The sequence below is a fragment of the Dolichospermum lemmermannii CS-548 genome (genome assembly GCF_028330815.1).
Classification (GTDB): Bacteria; Cyanobacteriota; Cyanobacteriia; order Cyanobacteriales; family Nostocaceae; genus Dolichospermum; species Dolichospermum lemmermannii.
In genome coordinates this window covers 17,776-36,238 of sequence record NZ_JAQMTJ010000023.1, presented here as the reverse complement: position 1 = coordinate 36,238, position 18,463 = coordinate 17,776, and the positions used below count along the sequence as shown (strand labels likewise).

16 protein-coding genes are annotated in these 18,463 nt (G+C 39.8%); 9 read left to right on the top strand and 7 right to left on the bottom strand.

Annotated features, from left to right (window positions below):
* Positions 1 to 138: 138 nt before the first annotated feature.
* Positions 139 to 513, bottom strand: a complete 375-nt coding sequence (locus PN450_RS01200; RefSeq protein ID WP_015083660.1) for a hypothetical protein — start codon at positions 511 to 513, stop codon at positions 139 to 141.
* A gap of 119 nt (positions 514 to 632) precedes the next feature.
* Complete coding sequence (locus PN450_RS01195) at positions 633 to 1,496, bottom strand: M48 family metalloprotease (protein ID WP_271835143.1); 864 nt, start codon at positions 1,494 to 1,496, stop codon at positions 633 to 635.
* A 170-nt stretch (positions 1,497 to 1,666) separates the two neighbouring features.
* On the opposite strand from PN450_RS01195, the gene crcB reads away from it, so the two are divergent.
* From crcB to PN450_RS23905, 3 genes are all read left to right on the top strand, one after another.
* Positions 1,667 to 2,065: a fluoride efflux transporter CrcB gene (gene crcB, locus PN450_RS01190; RefSeq protein WP_271835141.1), complete on the top strand. Its 399-nt coding sequence runs from the start codon at positions 1,667 to 1,669 to the stop codon at positions 2,063 to 2,065.
* A gap of 29 nt (positions 2,066 to 2,094) precedes the next feature.
* A complete protein-coding gene (locus tag PN450_RS01185) occupies positions 2,095 to 3,504 on the top strand; it encodes an aromatic ring-hydroxylating dioxygenase subunit alpha (protein ID WP_271835139.1) in 1,410 nt (469 codons plus the stop codon).
* A gap of 130 nt (positions 3,505 to 3,634) precedes the next feature.
* Positions 3,635 to 4,645 (top strand): GUN4 domain-containing protein, encoded by a 1,011-nt coding sequence (locus PN450_RS23905; protein WP_334311472.1) that lies wholly within the window; start codon positions 3,635 to 3,637, stop codon positions 4,643 to 4,645.
* A gap of 608 nt (positions 4,646 to 5,253) precedes the next feature.
* On the opposite strand, the gene PN450_RS01175 is transcribed toward PN450_RS23905, so the two are convergent.
* The 3 genes from PN450_RS01175 to PN450_RS01165 form a co-directional block, all read right to left on the bottom strand.
* The gene (locus PN450_RS01175; protein ID WP_148760954.1) at positions 5,254 to 6,045 is read right to left on the bottom strand and encodes an SDR family NAD(P)-dependent oxidoreductase; all 792 of its coding nucleotides are present in this window, start codon (positions 6,043 to 6,045) and stop codon (positions 5,254 to 5,256) included.
* 691 nt (positions 6,046 to 6,736) lie between these two features.
* On the bottom strand, positions 6,737 to 9,559 hold the full coding sequence (locus PN450_RS01170) for a cation-translocating P-type ATPase (protein ID WP_271835137.1): 2,823 nt from the start codon (positions 9,557 to 9,559) through the stop codon (positions 6,737 to 6,739).
* A gap of 654 nt (positions 9,560 to 10,213) precedes the next feature.
* The gene (locus tag PN450_RS01165; RefSeq protein WP_271835135.1) at positions 10,214 to 12,331 is read right to left on the bottom strand and encodes a S8 family peptidase; all 2,118 of its coding nucleotides are present in this window, start codon (positions 12,329 to 12,331) and stop codon (positions 10,214 to 10,216) included.
* A gap of 68 nt (positions 12,332 to 12,399) precedes the next feature.
* Between PN450_RS01165 and PN450_RS01160 the strand changes: the two genes are divergently transcribed.
* The 3 genes from PN450_RS01160 to PN450_RS01150 are packed head-to-tail and all read left to right on the top strand — an operon-like array spanning position 12,400 to position 13,787.
* Complete coding sequence (locus tag PN450_RS01160) at positions 12,400 to 12,816, top strand: XisH family protein (protein WP_271835134.1); 417 nt, start codon at positions 12,400 to 12,402, stop codon at positions 12,814 to 12,816.
* Entirely contained in the window at positions 12,804 to 13,139 is a 336-nt protein-coding gene (locus PN450_RS01155; RefSeq protein ID WP_053539216.1) for a XisI protein, read from the top strand. The genes PN450_RS01160 and PN450_RS01155 overlap by 13 nt, the downstream gene beginning before the upstream one ends.
* 42 nt (positions 13,140 to 13,181) lie before the next feature.
* Positions 13,182 to 13,787: a hypothetical protein gene (locus PN450_RS01150; protein WP_053539215.1), complete on the top strand. Its 606-nt coding sequence runs from the start codon at positions 13,182 to 13,184 to the stop codon at positions 13,785 to 13,787.
* Positions 13,788 to 13,986: 199 nt separating this feature from the next.
* Here PN450_RS01150 and PN450_RS01145 read toward each other — a convergent pair whose 3' ends face one another.
* Together PN450_RS01145 and PN450_RS24015 are read right to left on the bottom strand one after the other, a co-directional pair.
* Complete coding sequence (locus tag PN450_RS01145; protein ID WP_053539214.1) at positions 13,987 to 14,382, bottom strand: hypothetical protein; 396 nt, start codon at positions 14,380 to 14,382, stop codon at positions 13,987 to 13,989.
* A 478-nt stretch (positions 14,383 to 14,860) separates the two neighbouring features.
* Positions 14,861 to 15,001: an anacyclamide/piricyclamide family prenylated cyclic peptide gene (locus tag PN450_RS24015; RefSeq protein WP_417033728.1), complete on the bottom strand. Its 141-nt coding sequence runs from the start codon at positions 14,999 to 15,001 to the stop codon at positions 14,861 to 14,863.
* Between the two features lie 717 nt (positions 15,002 to 15,718).
* Here PN450_RS24015 and PN450_RS01140 point away from each other — a divergent pair.
* The 3 genes from PN450_RS01140 to PN450_RS01130 all read left to right on the top strand — a co-directional run bounded on the left by PN450_RS01140 (position 15,719) and on the right by PN450_RS01130 (position 18,458).
* Positions 15,719 to 17,695 (top strand): S8 family peptidase, encoded by a 1,977-nt coding sequence (locus PN450_RS01140; protein ID WP_271835131.1) that lies wholly within the window; start codon positions 15,719 to 15,721, stop codon positions 17,693 to 17,695.
* A 356-nt stretch (positions 17,696 to 18,051) separates the two neighbouring features.
* Positions 18,052 to 18,255: a cyanobactin biosynthesis system PatB/AcyB/McaB family protein gene (locus tag PN450_RS01135; protein ID WP_015081394.1), complete on the top strand. Its 204-nt coding sequence runs from the start codon at positions 18,052 to 18,054 to the stop codon at positions 18,253 to 18,255.
* Positions 18,256 to 18,269: 14 nt separating this feature from the next.
* On the top strand, positions 18,270 to 18,458 hold the full coding sequence (locus PN450_RS01130; protein WP_271835130.1) for a cyanobactin biosynthesis PatC/TenC/TruC family protein: 189 nt from the start codon (positions 18,270 to 18,272) through the stop codon (positions 18,456 to 18,458).
* The last annotated feature ends 5 nt before the right edge of the window (positions 18,459 to 18,463 follow it).

Below are 18,463 nucleotides of genomic sequence, written 5' to 3'. Positions count from 1 at the left end.
TCAAATATTTTTTACCCCACCCTAACCCTCCCCTTGTAAAGGGGAGGGAACTGGATTTTTATTGTTTCCCCCCTTTACAAGGGGAAAGGGGGGTAGCAATGTGATGAAAATTACGGAATACCACTTTTCAAACATCCTCTAATCACGAGGGGCATTGAAAGCTTCCCAAGCAGCCTTAGCAGCATTTTGGAATCTGTCGCCCAAATCTGTGACATCCTTATGCAGTAAGTTCCAATTATGCTCTAATTCTTCTTGAATTTTAGCCCAAGAATATTCTAAGCGGTCTCTTTCGATCAGTTTGTCTTTTTCAATAGCTTCTCGTACCTGACGCACAGCATTTAAATAGGTTTCACGGGTAATAGTTCCAGCCGATTCAGCTTCAGCTTGGGCGCGGTTCTTAATCGCCTCTAATAATGCTGTAGTTTCCTGCTTAACTTCATCTATTTCCCCATTTTCGCTGGTATGAAGACTAATTTCTACGATTTCTATAGATTCAATATTGTTAGTAGTCATAGTTGCCACATCCTGTTGGTAAAGTTTACTTGTGGATGAATATTGCACCTGTAATCATCATAATTTGGTCATCAGTCAATTGGGGATTTATAAATATACTTATGACCAAAGATAGATTATTAACGACTAATCAGTTGCCTTTCTAATTGTAGTAAAGCTTCTACTCTTGCTTCAGTTGCTGGGTGACTAGAGAAAAGATTTCCCAAAAACTGCCCAGAAATGGGATGAATAATTAATAATGGTTCAAAAGCTGGATTAGCATTCAAAGGCATTTGTCTAGCTGTAGATTCTAACCGTTGCAAAGCCCTAGCTAAGGCGCGAGGATTACCTGTTAATTTTGCCGCACCAGCGTCAGCGGAGAATTCTCTAGTGCGGGAAATAGCCAACTGAATAATTGTTGCAGCCATAGGGGCAAAAATAACTGTAGCTAATACACCCAAAGGATTGCCACCTCTTTCATTATCCCGTGAACCGCCACCAAACCACAGACTATAACTGAGCATTTGCGCGAGGAAAGAAACAGCCCCAGCCACAGTAGCCGCCACCGCTTGAGTTAAGGTATCACGATTAATAATATGGGTAAGTTCGTGGGCAATTACGCCTTCTAATTCATCCTCTGGGAGGATGTCTAAAATCCCGGCAGTGACAGCCACAGCCGCGTGTTCGGGATCTCGTCCTGTAGCAAAGGCGTTAGCAGTGGGACTAGGAACAATGTACACTCCCGGCATGGGAATATTGGCACGGGCAGATAATTTTTGAACGATGCGATACAGTGCTGGTGCTTCTGCTGCGGTGACAGGTTGGGCGTTATATACGGCTAAAGCAATCTTATCTGATTGATACCAGGAGAATAAATTAGTCGCTGCTGCTAACCCAATTCCTATAATCAGGCCCCCCGTACCACCAATTACCCAGTAACTAATTGCTATCAATAATCCACTTAGAGTCCCTAGTAAAATAGCCGTTTTCAGTTGATTTCCCATCTTGATAACTCTCCTACTTGTGCTGTATTAATTTTTATAACTTTGTCTGGACAACAGCATCCTTTTAGCCACCTCTTGATTGTATCGAGTTCAATTTTGAGGTACAGTGATGAAAACCTGTCACCAAAGTACGGTTTTCCCTTTGAGACTGATTAAATAAAAGATTAATAATGTTACAACAGCCAGAAATTCGTGTTCCCATTGCTATTAGTTTAGGGGCAATAGCTGGGGCTTTAAGTCGCTATTATTTAACTTTGTGGTTTACGAACCGCTTTGGTTTTGGTTTTCCCTATGGAACTTTTTTTATTAATATTAGTGGTTGTTTAGCAATGGGGTTTTTCGCAACTTTAGCTATGGAAAAAACAGCGATGATTTCCCCAGAAGTTAAGTTGATTGCCGCTACAGGATTTTTAGGTGCATATACTACTTTTTCTACTTTTGGGTTAGATACAGTTGGCTTGTTACAACGTGGTAATTGGTTAGCTGCTGCTGGTTATTTTTCAGGTAGTACAATTTTAGGAATTATCAGTGTTCAATTAGGGATGGTTCTTGCTAGAATGTTCAATTAGAAGTTATGGGAAATTAATCAATACAGAAAATGGTGCAAACACAATCTCTGATCAACGATAATTCTATCACAGAAATATTACCTGGAGGGAGTAACCCCGATTCTTTCCAATTAGCAGAAGCATGGTATCCAGTTCACTATCTTCAGGATTTAGATAAATCAAAACCCACTCCTTTCACTCTTTTAGGTAAAGATATTGTAATTTGGTGGGATCATAAAAACTCATCTTGGCAAGTGTTTATAGATCAATGTCCTCACCGTCTTGCACCTCTTTCCGAAGGCAGAATTAATGAAGATGGACTATTAGAATGTCCTTATCATGGTTGGTCTTTTGCTGGAGATGGAACTTGTCAAAAAATTCCCCAACAGGTTGCTGGTGGAAAAGCGGAAACTTCTCCCAGGGCTTGTGTACCATCTTTACCAACAACAGAACGACAAGGATTATTATTTGTCTATGCTGGTAATCCAGAAAATGCCATAAATACCAAAGTTCCTGTAGTTGAACCCATAGAATCAGCACCAGAAGGCTGGGTAATTATGAACACTTTTCGAGATGTTCCTTATGATGCTTTAACATTATTAGAAAATATCCTTGATCCTAGTCATATTGCCTTTACGCATCATCTGACAGTGGGAAATCGTGCCAATGCTGCACCTTTAGAATTAGAAATAGTTGAATCAGGAAAACATGGTTTTGCAGGGATTTGGAAACAAGGATTAAAAGCGGGACAATCGGGAAAACTTTCCACAACATTTATTGCCCCTGGTTTAATGTGGCATGATATTAATGCGGAAAAAGGCAGAATTTTAACTGTTGTTTATGCTGTCCCCATTCGCAAAGGTGAATGTCGAATTATTGCCCGTTTTCCGTTTAAGTTTACGTCTAAACTTCCCGGATTTTTTATTAAAATTCGCCCTCGTTGGTATGTTCATATTGGTCAAAATGGCGTTTTAGAAGATGATCAAATTTTTCTCCATTATCAAGAACGTTATTTAGCGGATAAAGGTGGTAGTGGTAATTTTAATAAGGCTTTTTATCTAGCGACAAAAGCAGATACTTTTGTGGCAGAGTTACGTAAATGGGTAAATCAATTTCATGGGGAAACATTTCCTGGAGAATCTTTGCCACCACTTTTATTAAATAAGGAAGGATTGCTAGAAAGATATCATTCTCACACAGAAAAATGTGCTAGTTGTCGTCAGGCTTTAAGGAGAATTCAACAGTTAAAATTTTGGTGTGGTGTTTTTACAATTCTGGCTTTAGCTAGTAGTCCTTTATTCGCATTTTTGGTGGAAACAAAATCAATTTTATTAGTGCTGGTGGAAACATTTGTTCCTCTTTTATTAAGTGCAGGATGGTGGAAATTAAGTCAGTTGGAAAGGGAGTTTTATGAGGGGAGAATAATCCCCCCTCGTAATTTACCGGAGAAAAAAAGATAAATTGGTGGTTTCAAATTTCACTGAATACTATTCTTTTCATCTGTCTGAAGTGTGGGGTGGGTTTTTTATGGTCGTTAGATGGTAAAATGAGTCACTATAAAAATAATTATCTTTATATATTCCTCAACCGATGATAATTTGGGAACCAGGGCAACCAATCAACAAAGGTAAATATATCATTCAAGGCAAACCCTTGGGTAGCGGTGGTTTTGGTATTACCTACAAAGCTTTAGAACCCAAGACGGGTAAATTATACGCCATTAAAACTCTCAATCAGCAAATGCAATTGGGAGATGACTTTGCAGACCAACAAGTTAAGTTTATTAACGAAGCTTTAAATATACCAATGACAAATCATTCACAACAACCGGGAAAATACGATGCTGTACTGGGTGGTCAACATCAAACCTCAGAGTTTGCAGCAGTTTTAGGTGGGATTGAAGGGGTAAAATTAGGATTGAGTAATCCTAACCCCCAAGTGAGAATAGTGTCACTCAAACAGGCTTTGAATTATGGAGAAAGTGGGTTAGATTTAGTTATTCAGTCTTTAAATGATGACTGTGAAGATGTCCAAAATACTGCTTATGGTTTATTAACACTTCGTACAGAAGCAAAGGTAAAAGAAGCGTTAATAATATTCGATAATGCACAATTAAAATCAGATGTAGGAATGAACTACAGGAAACTGCGTGACTACCTCGCACAAAGGAAATGGAAGGAAGCAGACGAGGAAACAAGACGGGTAATGTTAGCAGTTGCGAAACGGGAAGAGGAAGATTGGTTAGATGAAAAAAGTATTGATAATTTTCCCTGTGCAGACCTCCGCACCATTGACCAATTGTGGGTAAAATACAGTGATGGTAAGTTTGGTTTTTCTGTCCAGAAACGAATTTATCAAAGTTTGGGTGGAACGAGAAAATATAATTGGGAAATATGGAAGAAGTTCGGGGACAAGGTAGGATGGAGAAAAGGCGGCCACTGGTTGTACTACAGTGATATTACTTTTGATAAGAAAGCAGCAGAAGGCCACCTACCCGTAAGTATGTTTAGATTTTACGATCGCATGACTTGGGTGGTCGATCTTTGGTCAGAGCGTCGGGAGAATCAGAGGGAACTTCTTCTCTCGCGTCGAGACTTGTAAACTGTAACATTTAAGGGTTACAAAAAAATATTAAGTCTGAATCAGGATAACCAGGATTAAAGGATTAACAGGATGGTAATTTATAGATGGTTTGTTTGGTGATGAAAATTGCATTTGTCTGAATCAGGATAACCAGGATTAAAGGATTCACAAGATAGTAATTTATAGATGGTTTAAATTATTCAAAAACAATCATCAAAAAACATCCTGTAAATCCCAACATACCCACACACCATCATCAAAAAATATCCTGTAAATCCTATAATCCTGGACATCCTGATTCTGACAAATTAAAATATTAGTACACCACAAATAAAATCAAAATCCTGTAAATCCTAAAATCCTGGATATCCTGATTCAGACAATAATATATTTATTTCCTAGCAACTATTTTGATGATCAAGCGATCGCTACAGTAAGATCAATTATGATTCTGCACTATTATTACAGGGTTAGTGATGGTGTCATTTCTTCCTTATCATTATCAAATTTTTAGTTGGGTTGCGCGATCGCTTAACCCAACCTACCATTTTTTACCTTTACTTGACGCAAAGACACAAAAAACACTTTGCGCCTTTGCTCCTTTGCGCCTTTGCGCGAAACAATAGTTATCCCGCAGCGTCAGGTAATGGTTTTTTGGGTGTTGCTAGTTGCAGGATGATTTCTAGTAACCAAGGGGCGAGACGTTGGCATAATACGGCTAAGTGAGATTGCCAGCCGACTAGGATTTCTGCGGTATCGTTTTCTATGCCGATGACGAGGGCTTGGGCGACTTGTTCGGGTGTCATGGGAATCACGCCCCGAAATGATTGCAAGTCGCGCACCATGTCTGTTTCCGTCAGGGAAGGGAGTAAGGCGATAACACGGACATTGTGTTGGGCGAGTTCTTGACGTAGTGCCTGGGTAAATCCGACAATGGCAAACTTAGTGGCGGAATATGTGGCCATTGTCGGGGCGGCAACTTTCCCCATTAAACTGGAGACATTGACAATGATCCCCCTTTTCTGACTAACCATGCGTTTGGCTATCAAGCTGGTGAGGGTGTACATTCCCATCAAATTGACGGAGAGTTCTTCTTGCAGTTGGGGGAGTTTTGATTGCAGAAATGAGTTTTGATGTGCGACTCCGGCACAATTTACGAGTAGATGAATGGGTCCATAACTGCGCCAAAGTTGGGCTACGGCTATGTTGACGTTGATTGAGTGAGTTAAGTCTAAAGCCATGATTGTAGTTTCTACGCCCAAAGCTTCGATTTGGGCGGCTACTTCGGCTAACTTTTGGCGATCGCGTGCTACTAATATTAACCTTTTCATGCCTTGTTTGGCTAATTCTAAAGCGATCGCTTTACCAATGCCACGGGAAGCCCCGGTAATTAGTGCAACTTTTCCTTGAATCTTCATCGGTTTTCACCTCCAAATTCTTCATTTTTCATCTTCCTTTTGCCTTCTTGGTAATCAACAGGGAAGACGATTGATGAACGGTAAACAAAAATCAAATTTCAATTCAGCGACAGGAACGAAGATACTTTTTCTGCTCATCTGCAATACCCCTTTATTGCTTCTCGACAGCAGAAATTCCTCGTTGTTAGGATGGGAATAATCAACATAAAAGACTGTTGGCAGGATGGATAAAGCTCATTGATTTTACCTCTCTATTTGCTCCGAGCATTCACCAGTGCTGTCGTACCTACACACATTAGCAACTAAATCAAGTTATTGCAATATTTTTTAATCAGGATTTCTGATCAGTCGTTTCCCTAAAGTATATATATCGCAATCTTAATTTATATAAGTTTTTATGAATAGTGAGCAATTCATATGATGATCCCCTCACAATTGGTTGATTTTTGTGACAAGGAACACATTTTTAACTTATTCAAGACAATATATTCTGCTGAATTTGTAGTGTATTAGTCATAATTTTTGGTAAATTCGCACTAATTTATAAAAACAAGAAAATGATTATTAGCAAAAGTGAATATTATATTTCTTCTTATTCCCTGAGACTCTGCGCATCTGCGTATTAGCGAAGCGGGGCGAAGCCCGATAAGTTCATACCCTTAAGCAGCAACGCCTAAAATCTAAAACTTGTTTAAAAGTTGAATTGTCTAATAATTCGCTTTCGCAGTTCATCAGCTATTAAGATGAACGGTGGACAGAACAATAACATCAATAAATATGATGGTTTTAAAGGTGCAGTCGAGAAGATTTTTTGTAGGGTAGGAGAGTAAATAATAGAGAGAATCAAAAACCATTCCACCGCAATTCCCCACCAAATAAAGCGGTTAGTAAAAAAGCCCAACCGTAAAATAGAAACCCGTTCCGAACGACAGGCAAAAACGTTACCATCTTGACAAGCTACAATTACCGCTAAAGTCATTGTTGTTGCTTGATAATAAATAGCCATTATCGTAGCATCTGCTGAGTGAGAGAGAATACTAGGACTGAGTGCCTGTAATTGGGGAAGATTATAGCCATTTGTCCACCAAACGAAGAAAAATCCTGCCATACCTGCCAAACCTTCCAGCAGTCCTAAAAAGCAGTAAGCACGCAGTAGTAAGGGTAAATCTAACAGTGCTTGAGATTTTTTCCGAGGTGGTAACTCCATTGAACCAGTTTCCGGTTTTTCTGCCCCTAATGCTAGTGCAGGTAACATATCTGAACCTAAATCAATGGCTAAGATTTGTAAAATTACTAATGCCGGGGGTATTTTCAGAAACACCATTGCCAGGAAGGGCAAAAACTCCGCCATGTTGGAAGCGAGAATATAAGTCATGAATTTGCGGATGTTTTGATACACCGCTCGACCCTGTTCAATGGCGGCGACAATGGTGGCAAAATTATCATCTATAAGCACAATATCCGCAGCTTCACGGGCAACATCTGTACCGCTAATTCCCATGGCAATGCCGATATTAGCAGCGCGTAAGGCGGGGGCATCGTTGACACCATCACCAGTGACAGCGACGACATGACCAAGGGTTTTATATGCTTCCACTAATCTGAGTTTCTGTTCCGGCATTACCCTGGCAAATACTAACCCGGTTTTGTGCTTGTGGAGGATTTGCCGCAATTGGGTATCAGAAAGATGTCCTAATTGTTCACCAGTGATGATTCTAGGTTTACCGTTAGCTAAACCAATGCGTTGTGCAATTGCTGCCGCTGTTAACCCATAATCACCCGTAATCATAGTAACTTGAATGCCGGCACGATGACAAAGAGCGATTGCATCCGCAACTTCTGGACGGGCTGGGTCAATCATCGCCACCAAGCCCAAAAAAGTCAAATCCTGTTCTAACAAGTTATGACCTAGCTGGTTTAATTCCGCCCCACCTTGTCTTGTCGCCACCCCTAAAACCCGATAACCCTGACTAGCCAATTGATCATTAGCCGCCACAATTTCCTGTCGCTGGGTTTGAGTTAGTTTCAGCTTTTCCCCTGAATGCCATAAATACTGCGAATGTTGCAATACATCTAAAGTTGATCCCTTGGTAAAAATCAAATACTGAGAATTTTCAGTATTGTCAAATTCCAAATGTCCTTCTAATAAAACCGTCATCATTCGTCGGTGGGAATCAAAAGGTATTTCCTGAATTCTGGGGGCTTGCTGTTGTAATTCTTCCAACTTCAACCCAGCCTTAATTGCTGCCACTAATAACGCCCCTTCCGTAGGATCACCCAATACTTGCCATTGATGAGAATCGGGGGGATGATTTAACCGGGCATTAGAACAAAGTGCCGCACCAGCCAACATTAACAGCACCTCATTTCTCCGTGTCCTCTGTGCCTCTGTGGTTCGTAACTCTTCCGTAAGAATTTCCACTTCTCCCTTGGGTTCATAACCTACCCCAGTCACATTAATCTGAATATTGGGAATCCATAATTGGCGAACAGTCATTTCATTTTTTGTCAAAGTCCCGGTTTTGTCAGTGCAAATCACCGTGACTGCACTCAGGGTTTCCACCGCAGACAAACGCCGCACCAAAGCATTTTGTTTAGCCATGCGTTTGACACCAATAGCTAAGGCTAAACTGACAGTAGGTAATAAACCTTCGGGGACAAATGCCACAATAATACCAATGGCAAAAATGAAACTTTCCTTCAGTTGCATTCCTACCAGCAACTTAGTGAGTAAAAATATCACCACCCCCATAGTCAAAGCAATGATGGTAATGATGTGAACTACTCTGGAAATTTGCACTTCTAAAGTGCTGGCTTCCCGCTTCACATGGGCAGTGAGATGGGCAACTTGACCAAATTCCGTATGTGTCCCTGTGGCATATACTACTGCCAGTCCCCGACCGGCTGCCACGGTAGAACCTGCAAATACTAAATTACTGGCTTCGGAAGCATGGATATTTGCGGCGGTGACAGGTTCGCTAATGCGGGGAACGGGCAAAGATTCCCCTGTGAGTACGGAGACATCTACATATAAAGACTGACTTTGAATAATTCTGGCATCAGCGGATATCTTATCACCTTCTTCTAACTGCATGACATCGCCGCTAACTAATTCACGGGCAGCAATTATAGATAATTTTCCATCCCGATAAACTTTAGCTTGGGAAGGTAAGATTTTCTTCAGGGCTGATAAAGCTTTTTCCGCTTGATATTCCTGCCAAAAACTAAAGATAGCATTAATCCAAATAACTGCCCAAATTGCCCAACCTAATTCTGGTGTTTGGGAAATAAAAGCTAATATTCCCGCTACCCACAACAGCAAGGCCATAAAATGGGTTAATTGGTCAGTGAAACGCAGAATTAAAGGGCGTGTTTGGGGTTCGGGAAGTTCGTTATAACCAGATTGTTTTAATCTTAAATTGGCTTCGGCCTCGCTGATACCTTGAGGAGTAGTTGTTAGTGTTTTGTAGACATCTGTAGGTGTCAGCGTCCAAATATGAAAGTTTGAATCCATACTTTTGGTATCAATCGGGCTTTGATATTTTAGATGCCGAGTCTATACCTTTTCATCTGTCTGAGGTGTGGGGTATGTTTTTGAGGAGGGTTAATTGTCAGAATTAGGATATCCAGGATTTAAGGATTTACACGATTTTATTTTGTAGTCAAAGATCCCCGACTTCTAAACATAATTAATTAGATGAACGAGAAAATTACTCCCTTCCCACACAAAGATAACTGATATTTTTTCTCCGTGTCCTCTGTGTCCTCTGTGGTTCGTTTAAAAAAATTAGTAATTTAACAGTAATATCAAGAATAATTGTAGCTTGCTTCCCGAAGGGTACGCAGATAAACGCAGATAAACACAGATAAAGATGGACAATCAAAATTCAAACAACATCCTGTAAATCCTTAAATCCTGGACATCCTGATTCAGACAAAAAATTATTTTTACCAGTGAAACATTTTAAGACTTGACAAGACGCAAAAAATGCACTATGCTGACAGATGTTTTTTGTTCTTACTCACAATTTAATTCTAACATACCACAGGGATTAAAATCCCTCGTGTCGCTTATATCTCAGGAAGCCAAGCCGCGCTCGTTTTACGCTTACCGGATGCTCTTATAAACAATTTTGATAAATTATTGATCAGAGCATAGACTACGTGCTTATTTCCGCACAGACCAAGAGCGAACTTGACCTAGAGTCACAGGAATTCTGTCGCTAACATCAATGGTAAACAAAAACACCTTTTTAGCCCTGCTTCCATTTTCTGGGTCAAAAAACTTTAATTTCACATCCCAACAATCACTATTAATCCGACAAAAAGGACTTTTTTCCACTTCAATACTATCAAGCTGCATCCCTGTAGAAATAGCTTGAGAAAAACTAGAAGCGGCTTGAAAAGCATTAGTTACAGAAAAATTCAACGCCCGATCTTTTGCCAATTGTCCTAAATTTTGCAAATCATAGTATACTCGATTTAAGAAACTAGTTAAGGCTTTTCGCATGGCTATTTCTTGGGCTGGTGCAGTTTCTCCCGTAATTACAGTTTGCAAAGCCGCATCTACCAAACTGTTGACTTTCCAGCCATACATTCCCCTAGTATTCGTAAGACTAATTACAGGCACAACTTGACCAGAAAATAACTCCACAGTTCTATCTGTTAACCTTGCAGGTATACTTACCCGTTCCACAAAATCATCACTGTTTTCTGGTTGAATTTGTCCCTGTAACATCAAAATCAGGGTTTCATAGATATCTGCGGCAAAACCGCTCACAGGTTCTAAAGCATAAATAGGAGTTAATTCTTGGTTGAGAGTCCAAATTAAAGGTTTAGCTTCCGTAGGATTTACTGACAAGTAATCAACCATTTGCCGGCTATTATAGGGATTAGCAGGGATAATTGCCCCGTCCATATTCACTGCTGGCATTAATTGTTTAAAGGTGTCCCTTCTGGCTTCATTACCAAAATCATAACCAATTGTCCCCAAAGCATAAACCAATTTAGAAGCCGCACTAGGGGTGACACCTTGAGTTATTTCACTTCTTTGAATTTCTCGTTCCCAGTCTCCGACTGGGAATGCCGTCTCCAAGGCTCTGCCTGACGGTATAGTGAGAGGCAGAGCCTCTAATGTAGCATTCCCAGGTAGAACCTGGGAACGAGAGATTCCTACTCCCCTCTCCTCGTAGGAGAGGGGTTGGGGGTGAGGTTCTTGTACTCCCTGGTAGGAGAGGGGTTGGAGGTAAGGTTCTAACCTTTCTCCCGTCAATAATTGAAACGCACCGGGAATATTCAACTTACCTAATAAACAGCGTTCTGGTTCTTCCACCTCTTCCGGGTTACAGGGAATAGCACTATTTAAAATTGCTTCCCGCACTGCTTCAGCGTTGGGTTGTTCTCCTCGTTGCAATTGCAGACTCATTAATAAGGCAGAAATACCTGTGACAATGGGTGCAGCGCAACTAGTCCCTTTTTGTCTGATAGGTTCTTCTGTTCCCGGTTGGGCTCCTAAAATGTTTTCACCGTTGGCCATTACCCCTTTATTTTGATATTCTCCGCCATAATTACTAAATTTAAAGGGCTGTCCGTCGTCACGCATTGCACCCACTGTAATCACACCAGGAAGAATAGAGGGAATACACCAACATTCACCTTTATCATTACCACCTGGGGCAACAATTAACATATTATTATCTTGGCATTGTTTCACAGCACGGGCAAATAAATCTGGTGCTACTCCGGTTTGGGTAGGGTGACAAGCAGCGATATGGATAATATTCGCTCCCCATTTCAAAGCCGTATTAATAGCATGAGTAAGGTTCACAGGGGAAATAAAATCATCACCAGCGAAGGAAATGGGAATATTTAATGCTGTACATAAAGGGGCAATACCAGGGGCGGGTGTGCCGTGTTGCCCTAAAATTGTGCTAGAAATGTGAGTAGCATGACTGGATAATTCAATGCGTTGTCTAATAGCTGGGGGGAAAGGTGCAAAAAATGCCTCCCGTTCTTTTTTTGCCTCTTCTTTATCGTGGTCGGGGTCGTCTTTTTTATCTTTTTGTTGTTGGTTAAAATCTAAATATAAATTGAGATAATAATAGTATTCTTCGTTAAGTTCAATATCTTCTGCCCAATAGGGTTTAAATTGACTAAATTTTGCCCCTTGAAAACAACTACGTTCTAAGTCGGCTGAACCATCAAGGATAGCAATTTTAATGCGGGGGTCGCCTTTTGTGCGTGTCCAAATTTGGGAAATTCCGGGGATGTCGGTAAGGTTAGGCATGGTTTTGATTGTGTTGTTGTAATTGATGTTATAATAATGGGTGAAAAGTCTAATTTTTTATAAAGTTAATGCCAGCTAAAGATATTTTTCATGATGCTGTTAGGATAGGGTTAGAAAAAGACGGTTGGGTGATTACAGATGATCCTTTAAGGATAGAAGTCGGTGATGTGGAAATGTATATTGATCTCGGTGCAGAGCAAGTTTTAGCTGCTGAAAGAGAAGGAGAAAAAATAGCGGTGGAAATTAAGAGTTTTATTGGTACATCTAATATTTCTCAATTTCATCAAGCCATTGGACAATTTTTTAATTATCATTTGGCATTAGAAGAACAACAACCAGAACGAGTTTTATATTTAGCTGTTCCTTCAGGAATTTATTACTCTTTTTTTCAATTGCAGTTTATTAAAACAGTTGTTCAGCGTTCCCAACTTAAAATCATGATTTATGATCCAGTTCAGGAGGTAATTGTAGCATGGAAAAACTAGAACAATATCGCAATTATGTCAAACAAGTGATCACAGAATATGCTCAATTAGGTTCAGCTAAAGATGAAATTGAACAACAATTGATTTTTGATACTTTTGGTGATCATTATCAATTGATGTATGTGGGTTGGAAAAACAGAAGACGGCAGCATGGTTGTGTTTTGCATTTGGATATTAAAGATCAGAAAATTTGGATACAACATGATGGAACTGAAATTGGTATAGCAGATGAGTTAGTTAAATTAGGAGTGCCAAAATCAGATATTGTTTTAGCATTTCATGAACCTTTAGTGCGACAATATACAGATTTTGCTGTTGGTTGATTTTCACATAGATTTTACATCATTTTTGGAAATATTTACATTATGTCATATAGTGATTTCACTCTCAAAAAAGTTAAGCAAACCTTTGGCATAAATACCGTTGAAAATAAAAAGTTTCTGCCAGAAATCCAACCAATTGCTGCTAGTGCAACCCTGACTGATTTTTTAGCAGAAAGTTTGCCATTAGCTATAGCGACGGGAAGTGAAAAAGCTCGTTCTGAATTAATCATTAGTCCGGTTTTACTAGAAGTACGTAAGATTTTAGAAAGAAAAATTAGTCTATTCTCTGGTGCGGATTTTACTGTAGATTCGGCTTTAGGATTGAATGGAGTTTGTGATTTTGTTCTCAGTCTTTCAGCAGAACAGTTAGAAGTTGAAGCACCAGCAGTTATGATTGTGGAAGCTAAAAAATCAGACTTAAATCCGGGTATTGGCCAGTGTATTGCGGAAATGATTGCTGCTCAAAAATTTAATGAAATTAATAATCAATCTATTCCTACAATTTATGGTAGCGTGACTAATGGTACTGTTTGGCGATTTCTACAATTAACCGAACAAACTGTAACAATTGATTTTACAGATTATCCACTTCCTCCTGTTGATGTTATTTTAGGAATTTTAGTTTGGATGGTAACTTCTCGTAATTAAATAATTGTCTGAATCAGGATGTCCAGGATTTAAGGATTTACAGGATGTTACCCAACATTTTGGTGATTTTGTGATTTAATTTTGTTGGGTTGCGCTGTCGCTTAACCCAACCTACATCTACTGTATTCATCCTGTTCATCCTTTAATCCTGGATATCCTGATTCAGACACTTTTTTATGTATGGTTTCAGATAGAGAACTCATGGTGATAAAGGAATTTTTATTCCCCGTTTAACAGCTTCGGCTAAACCTTCAGATTTTCTTAATTGTCCCATTTGATAAAGGGACATTAAAATTAATAATTCATAACGTTCTCCTGCTGTTAAACCAGTATTTTTTCCTTTAGCTTGTAGTTCTCCCAAGCGTTGATTTTGCACTACATCCATTTTTAAATTAGCTAATTCTAGAACTTCCTGATCGGAAATATCAGGAATATTTGAATTAATGCTCATTTCTGGGAGATTATCTAAGGTAGGTAATACTATTTCTAGGGTGTCAAGCAAAACGTCTGATATCTCTCGCGCTGTTGCTTCTCCAAGACGCTGGACAGAAGCAGCTAAACTTTCGGGTAAGTTGATAACTATGGGAATTGTCATAGAAATAAAATTCTTTATTACAATTACAGTTTAGATGATGAAATTGTCACCAATCAGGATATCCAGGATATCCAGGATTTACAGGATGTTACCCAACATTTCGGTGATTTCGTGATTTAATTTTGTTGGGTTGCGCTGTCGCTTAACCCAACCTACATCTTTTTTACGACTAGGAAACAGCTTAGAAGAATGTGCCAAAAAGTATAAAGGCTTCTGCCAAAAGTATAAACCCAAGGAGAAGACCCCAACCAGATGCTACTGGGGTAGTAAGCTGTTGGCTGGGGTTCATCTCACAAATCAGGGTTCAACCACCAACCCCAAAAAATCTAAGTCCGGTTTTCCGCCACCCCCGTGCCAGGTATCGGAAACCCCTGAAGTGACAGAGGTTGTCCGTCAATTCATCGAGGCAAACCGTGCGCCAAGGGATGTAGAAATAGACTTTTAATATTTTTTGAGGTGAGTGGTAGAATGGGGTGACTTACTCCGCGTCGTCGCCTGCAAAAGGATGCATTATCCCTATTAATAGGGCTGTAACCTGACCGCTTTGATCCTTAGCAGTAGAGATGGTTTCGCGTTCTACGGGAGCAACTTGTTGGGGGCGGATGTTCTTCTTAGTCATGGTGTGTTTTCCTTTTTGTTTGTTCGTTTAACTTCTTCCTTATGAAGAAGACTGGTTTGGTGAAGGCGTTAAATTGGCGTTGAAGGGTAATTTAACGAGTTGTGATTCACCAGAAGCTTTATATAAAACCTCTCTCCAAACCTCTCTCCTACAAGGAGAGAGGCTTTAAACTCTTTAAATTCTCAAGTTTTTTTCCTGTTCCCTCTCCTCTTAGGAGAGGGTTAGGGAGAGGTAGAGTTTTAGTATTAACTAATGTGAATTTTTCAGAATAATCAATGCAACTCCCTACCATGAGATGATAAAAAGTGCAATTACTAATCAGTAGGCTAAGTGAAGCTACCCTGATTCTGATAGTACAGCCAATTATGATTCAACGCAAGACCTTATTAATAAAAATTACTTATAGTAAATCAGGTTGTTAACACTCCTATTTGCTTGATATTTCCGTGAAGCGGAAATCACTATCTCCTCCCGTCAAGTATTTGTAAATACTGATTTTCATCCACAGCACAGGAGAAAATAAACACTTACTAAAACCGTTTTTTTTTTGACATAAGAAAAAATTATATCCGTTAAAATATGTAAATTGAGTTGACATTTCAGCCGAATAATATAACAATTACTTTTGTGTTCTAGAAGCACAATCGTAATAAAAATGTCATAAAATATATATTTATGGCGCAAAATAGATGTTTAAGCAGATAATTAACAAATTAAATGCCAAAATCTTCAATTGAAACGGAAATCCAGAAATTATGGAACTTGACACAGGGTGATTCACAAATATGTGTAGCTATACTCGACGGATTGGTTGATCAATCTCATAATTGCTTTAATGCAGCAAATTTAACAAGATTGCCAACACTTATTCAGGGAGAAGCGACAGCTAATGGATCTATGTCTGGACATGGAACTCATGTAGCAAGCATCATATTTGGTCAACATAATTCCTCAGAATTACGGGGAATTGCTCCCCAATGTCGAGGGTTAATCGTCCCTATTTTTGGTGATAATAATAAGAAACTTTCTCAACTAGACCTATCTCGCGCCATAGAACAAGCCGTCAATGCTGGAGCGCATATTATCAATATCAGTGCTGGACAACTCACTGATAATGGTGAAGCAGAAGGCTGGTTAGATAGGGCTGTGCAACTATGTAAAGATCACAATGTTTTAATTGTGGCTGCTGCTGGTAACGATGGTTGCGAATGTTTGCACGTTCCCGCCTCTTTACCCACCGTATTAGCAGTAGGGGCAATGAATGACCAAGGTAAACCCATAGACTTTAGTAACTGGGGGGAAAGCTATCAAAACCAAGGCATTCTTGCACCGGGAGAACACATTTTAGGGGCAAAACCGGGGGGAGGGACACAAAAACTCAGTGGTACTAGCTTTGCTACTCCCATTGTTTCCGGTGTCGCTGCTTTACTCCTAAGTCTGCAAGTTCAGCGTGGTGAAACACCCGACCCCGCTAAGGTGAGAGCGGTTTTATTAGAAACTGCTATACCTTGCACAGATAAGGATACAGACGATATTAGTCGCTGTTTATTAGGTAAATTAAATATTTCTGGTGCATTGGCATATTTTACAGGAGGAACAATGTCCGAAGAATTAGATACAGTAGAAACCGTTGACAGTATTGAAGCTGCTGGTTGCGGTTGTGCAGAGATTACAAATAGTGCTGAACCAGAACCCAACCCGGAAGAATTTATACCCCCTGAATTTTTCCCAGTAGTTCCTGCTGTGACAACTTCCGCACCTTTAACAAATTCATCCAATTCTCAATTTACTACCATGTCAAATCGTACATCTAATTACATTACTGCTAGTCAAGCACCCAGCGATCTCGCCGAAGTTAACTTAGTGTATGCTTTAGGTACACTGGGTTACGATTTTGGTTCAGAAGCCAGAAGAGACTCTTTTAAACAATTAATGCCAGGGGTACAAATAGACGGAACAGCGATTCCCGCTAACCCTTATGATGCGCGGCAGATGGTAGATTATTTAGGAGATAATCTTTCTGAGGCTAAGTCCTTAATTTGGACATTGAATTTAGAATTAACTCCTATCTATGCAATTGAACCAGGTGGGGCTTTTGCCAGAGATGTTTATGCTATTTTACAACAATTATTATCAGGACAAATTCAAGCAGAAGACAGCGAGAATTATGTAGAGAGAGTCAGTATTCCCGGTATTTTATCAGGACGTAGTGTGAAACTATTTTCTGGTCAAGTTGTGCCAGTAATTGAAGTTCCCAACATTCGGGGAATGTATGGTTGGAAGGTGAATACCTTAGTTCAAGCTGCTATTCAGACAGTCCAAGCACAAGCTTCAGAAGCCCAAGAAGAGTCTATTCGTCGGACTTTGGGTAGTTTCCTCAGCCGCATTTATTATGATTTACGCAACTTAGGCACAACTTCCCAAGATAGGGCGTTGAATTTTGCCTCTACGAATGCTTTTCAAGCGGCTTCTACCTTTGCGGAAGCTGTGGCTACAGGTATGGAGTTGGATAGTATTACAGTGGAGAAAAGTCCTTTCTGTCGTTTAGATAGCGATTGTTGGGATGTAAAATTGAAGTTCTTTGACCCTGAAAATAGTCGTCGGGCGAAGAAGCTATTCCGGTTTACAATTGATGTGAGTGATATTATTCCTGTTACTTTGGGCGAAGTCCGTTCTTGGTCTACTCCTTATTAATAGTGGTAGGTTGGGTTAAGCAACAGCGCAACCCAACAAAGTCTTTTATCTCGTTATCTCGTTCCCAGTCTCTGACTGGGAATGCGGTTACAGAGGCTCTGACTCTGCTTTAGGGACTTCCAATTAAAAAAATACCCAAAAATTTCTTGTGGTGCGGGCATCTTGCCCGCTAATCATCAAGGACGGGCAGGATGCCCATCCCACAAAATTAGGTAATTTATTTTTTGGTGTTCCCTTAATAGAAGGCAGAGCCTTCTAGAATTCATTCCCATACGGAGTATGGGAACGAGAAATCATGTTGAGTTTTTTAATGTTGGGTAACATACGTCAACCCAACCTACAATCTAAAATTGATTATGAGATTACCCAAACTTTCCCCTCCGGTAAAAAGACCAGATATTATTTATCCTCATCGGTCTGTTGATGTCATTCATGGTAGAGTCGAGGACTTAGTTAGCATTCGTATGGATTTATTACATGGTGCTAATTATAATGACCCCGCTGCATTTCAAAATCGTAGTTATCAGCAAATTAAATCTTCTTGCAGTTGTGTAATTTAGGAGTTATCAAAATTATGAGTAAACCAAAGAAAACTCCCGCAAATTCGAGTCAACCAGAACCCGAACAAACAGCAGAAATTAAACGTAATATTTTGTCAACTGGTTTGGAAGATTATGGTTTTTGGTCACAGGAAATGGCTAGACAAAAAGCCCAACAAACTGAACCTGATAAACCTTTTCGTCGTGGTCGGATTTGGTGTTAGTTGGT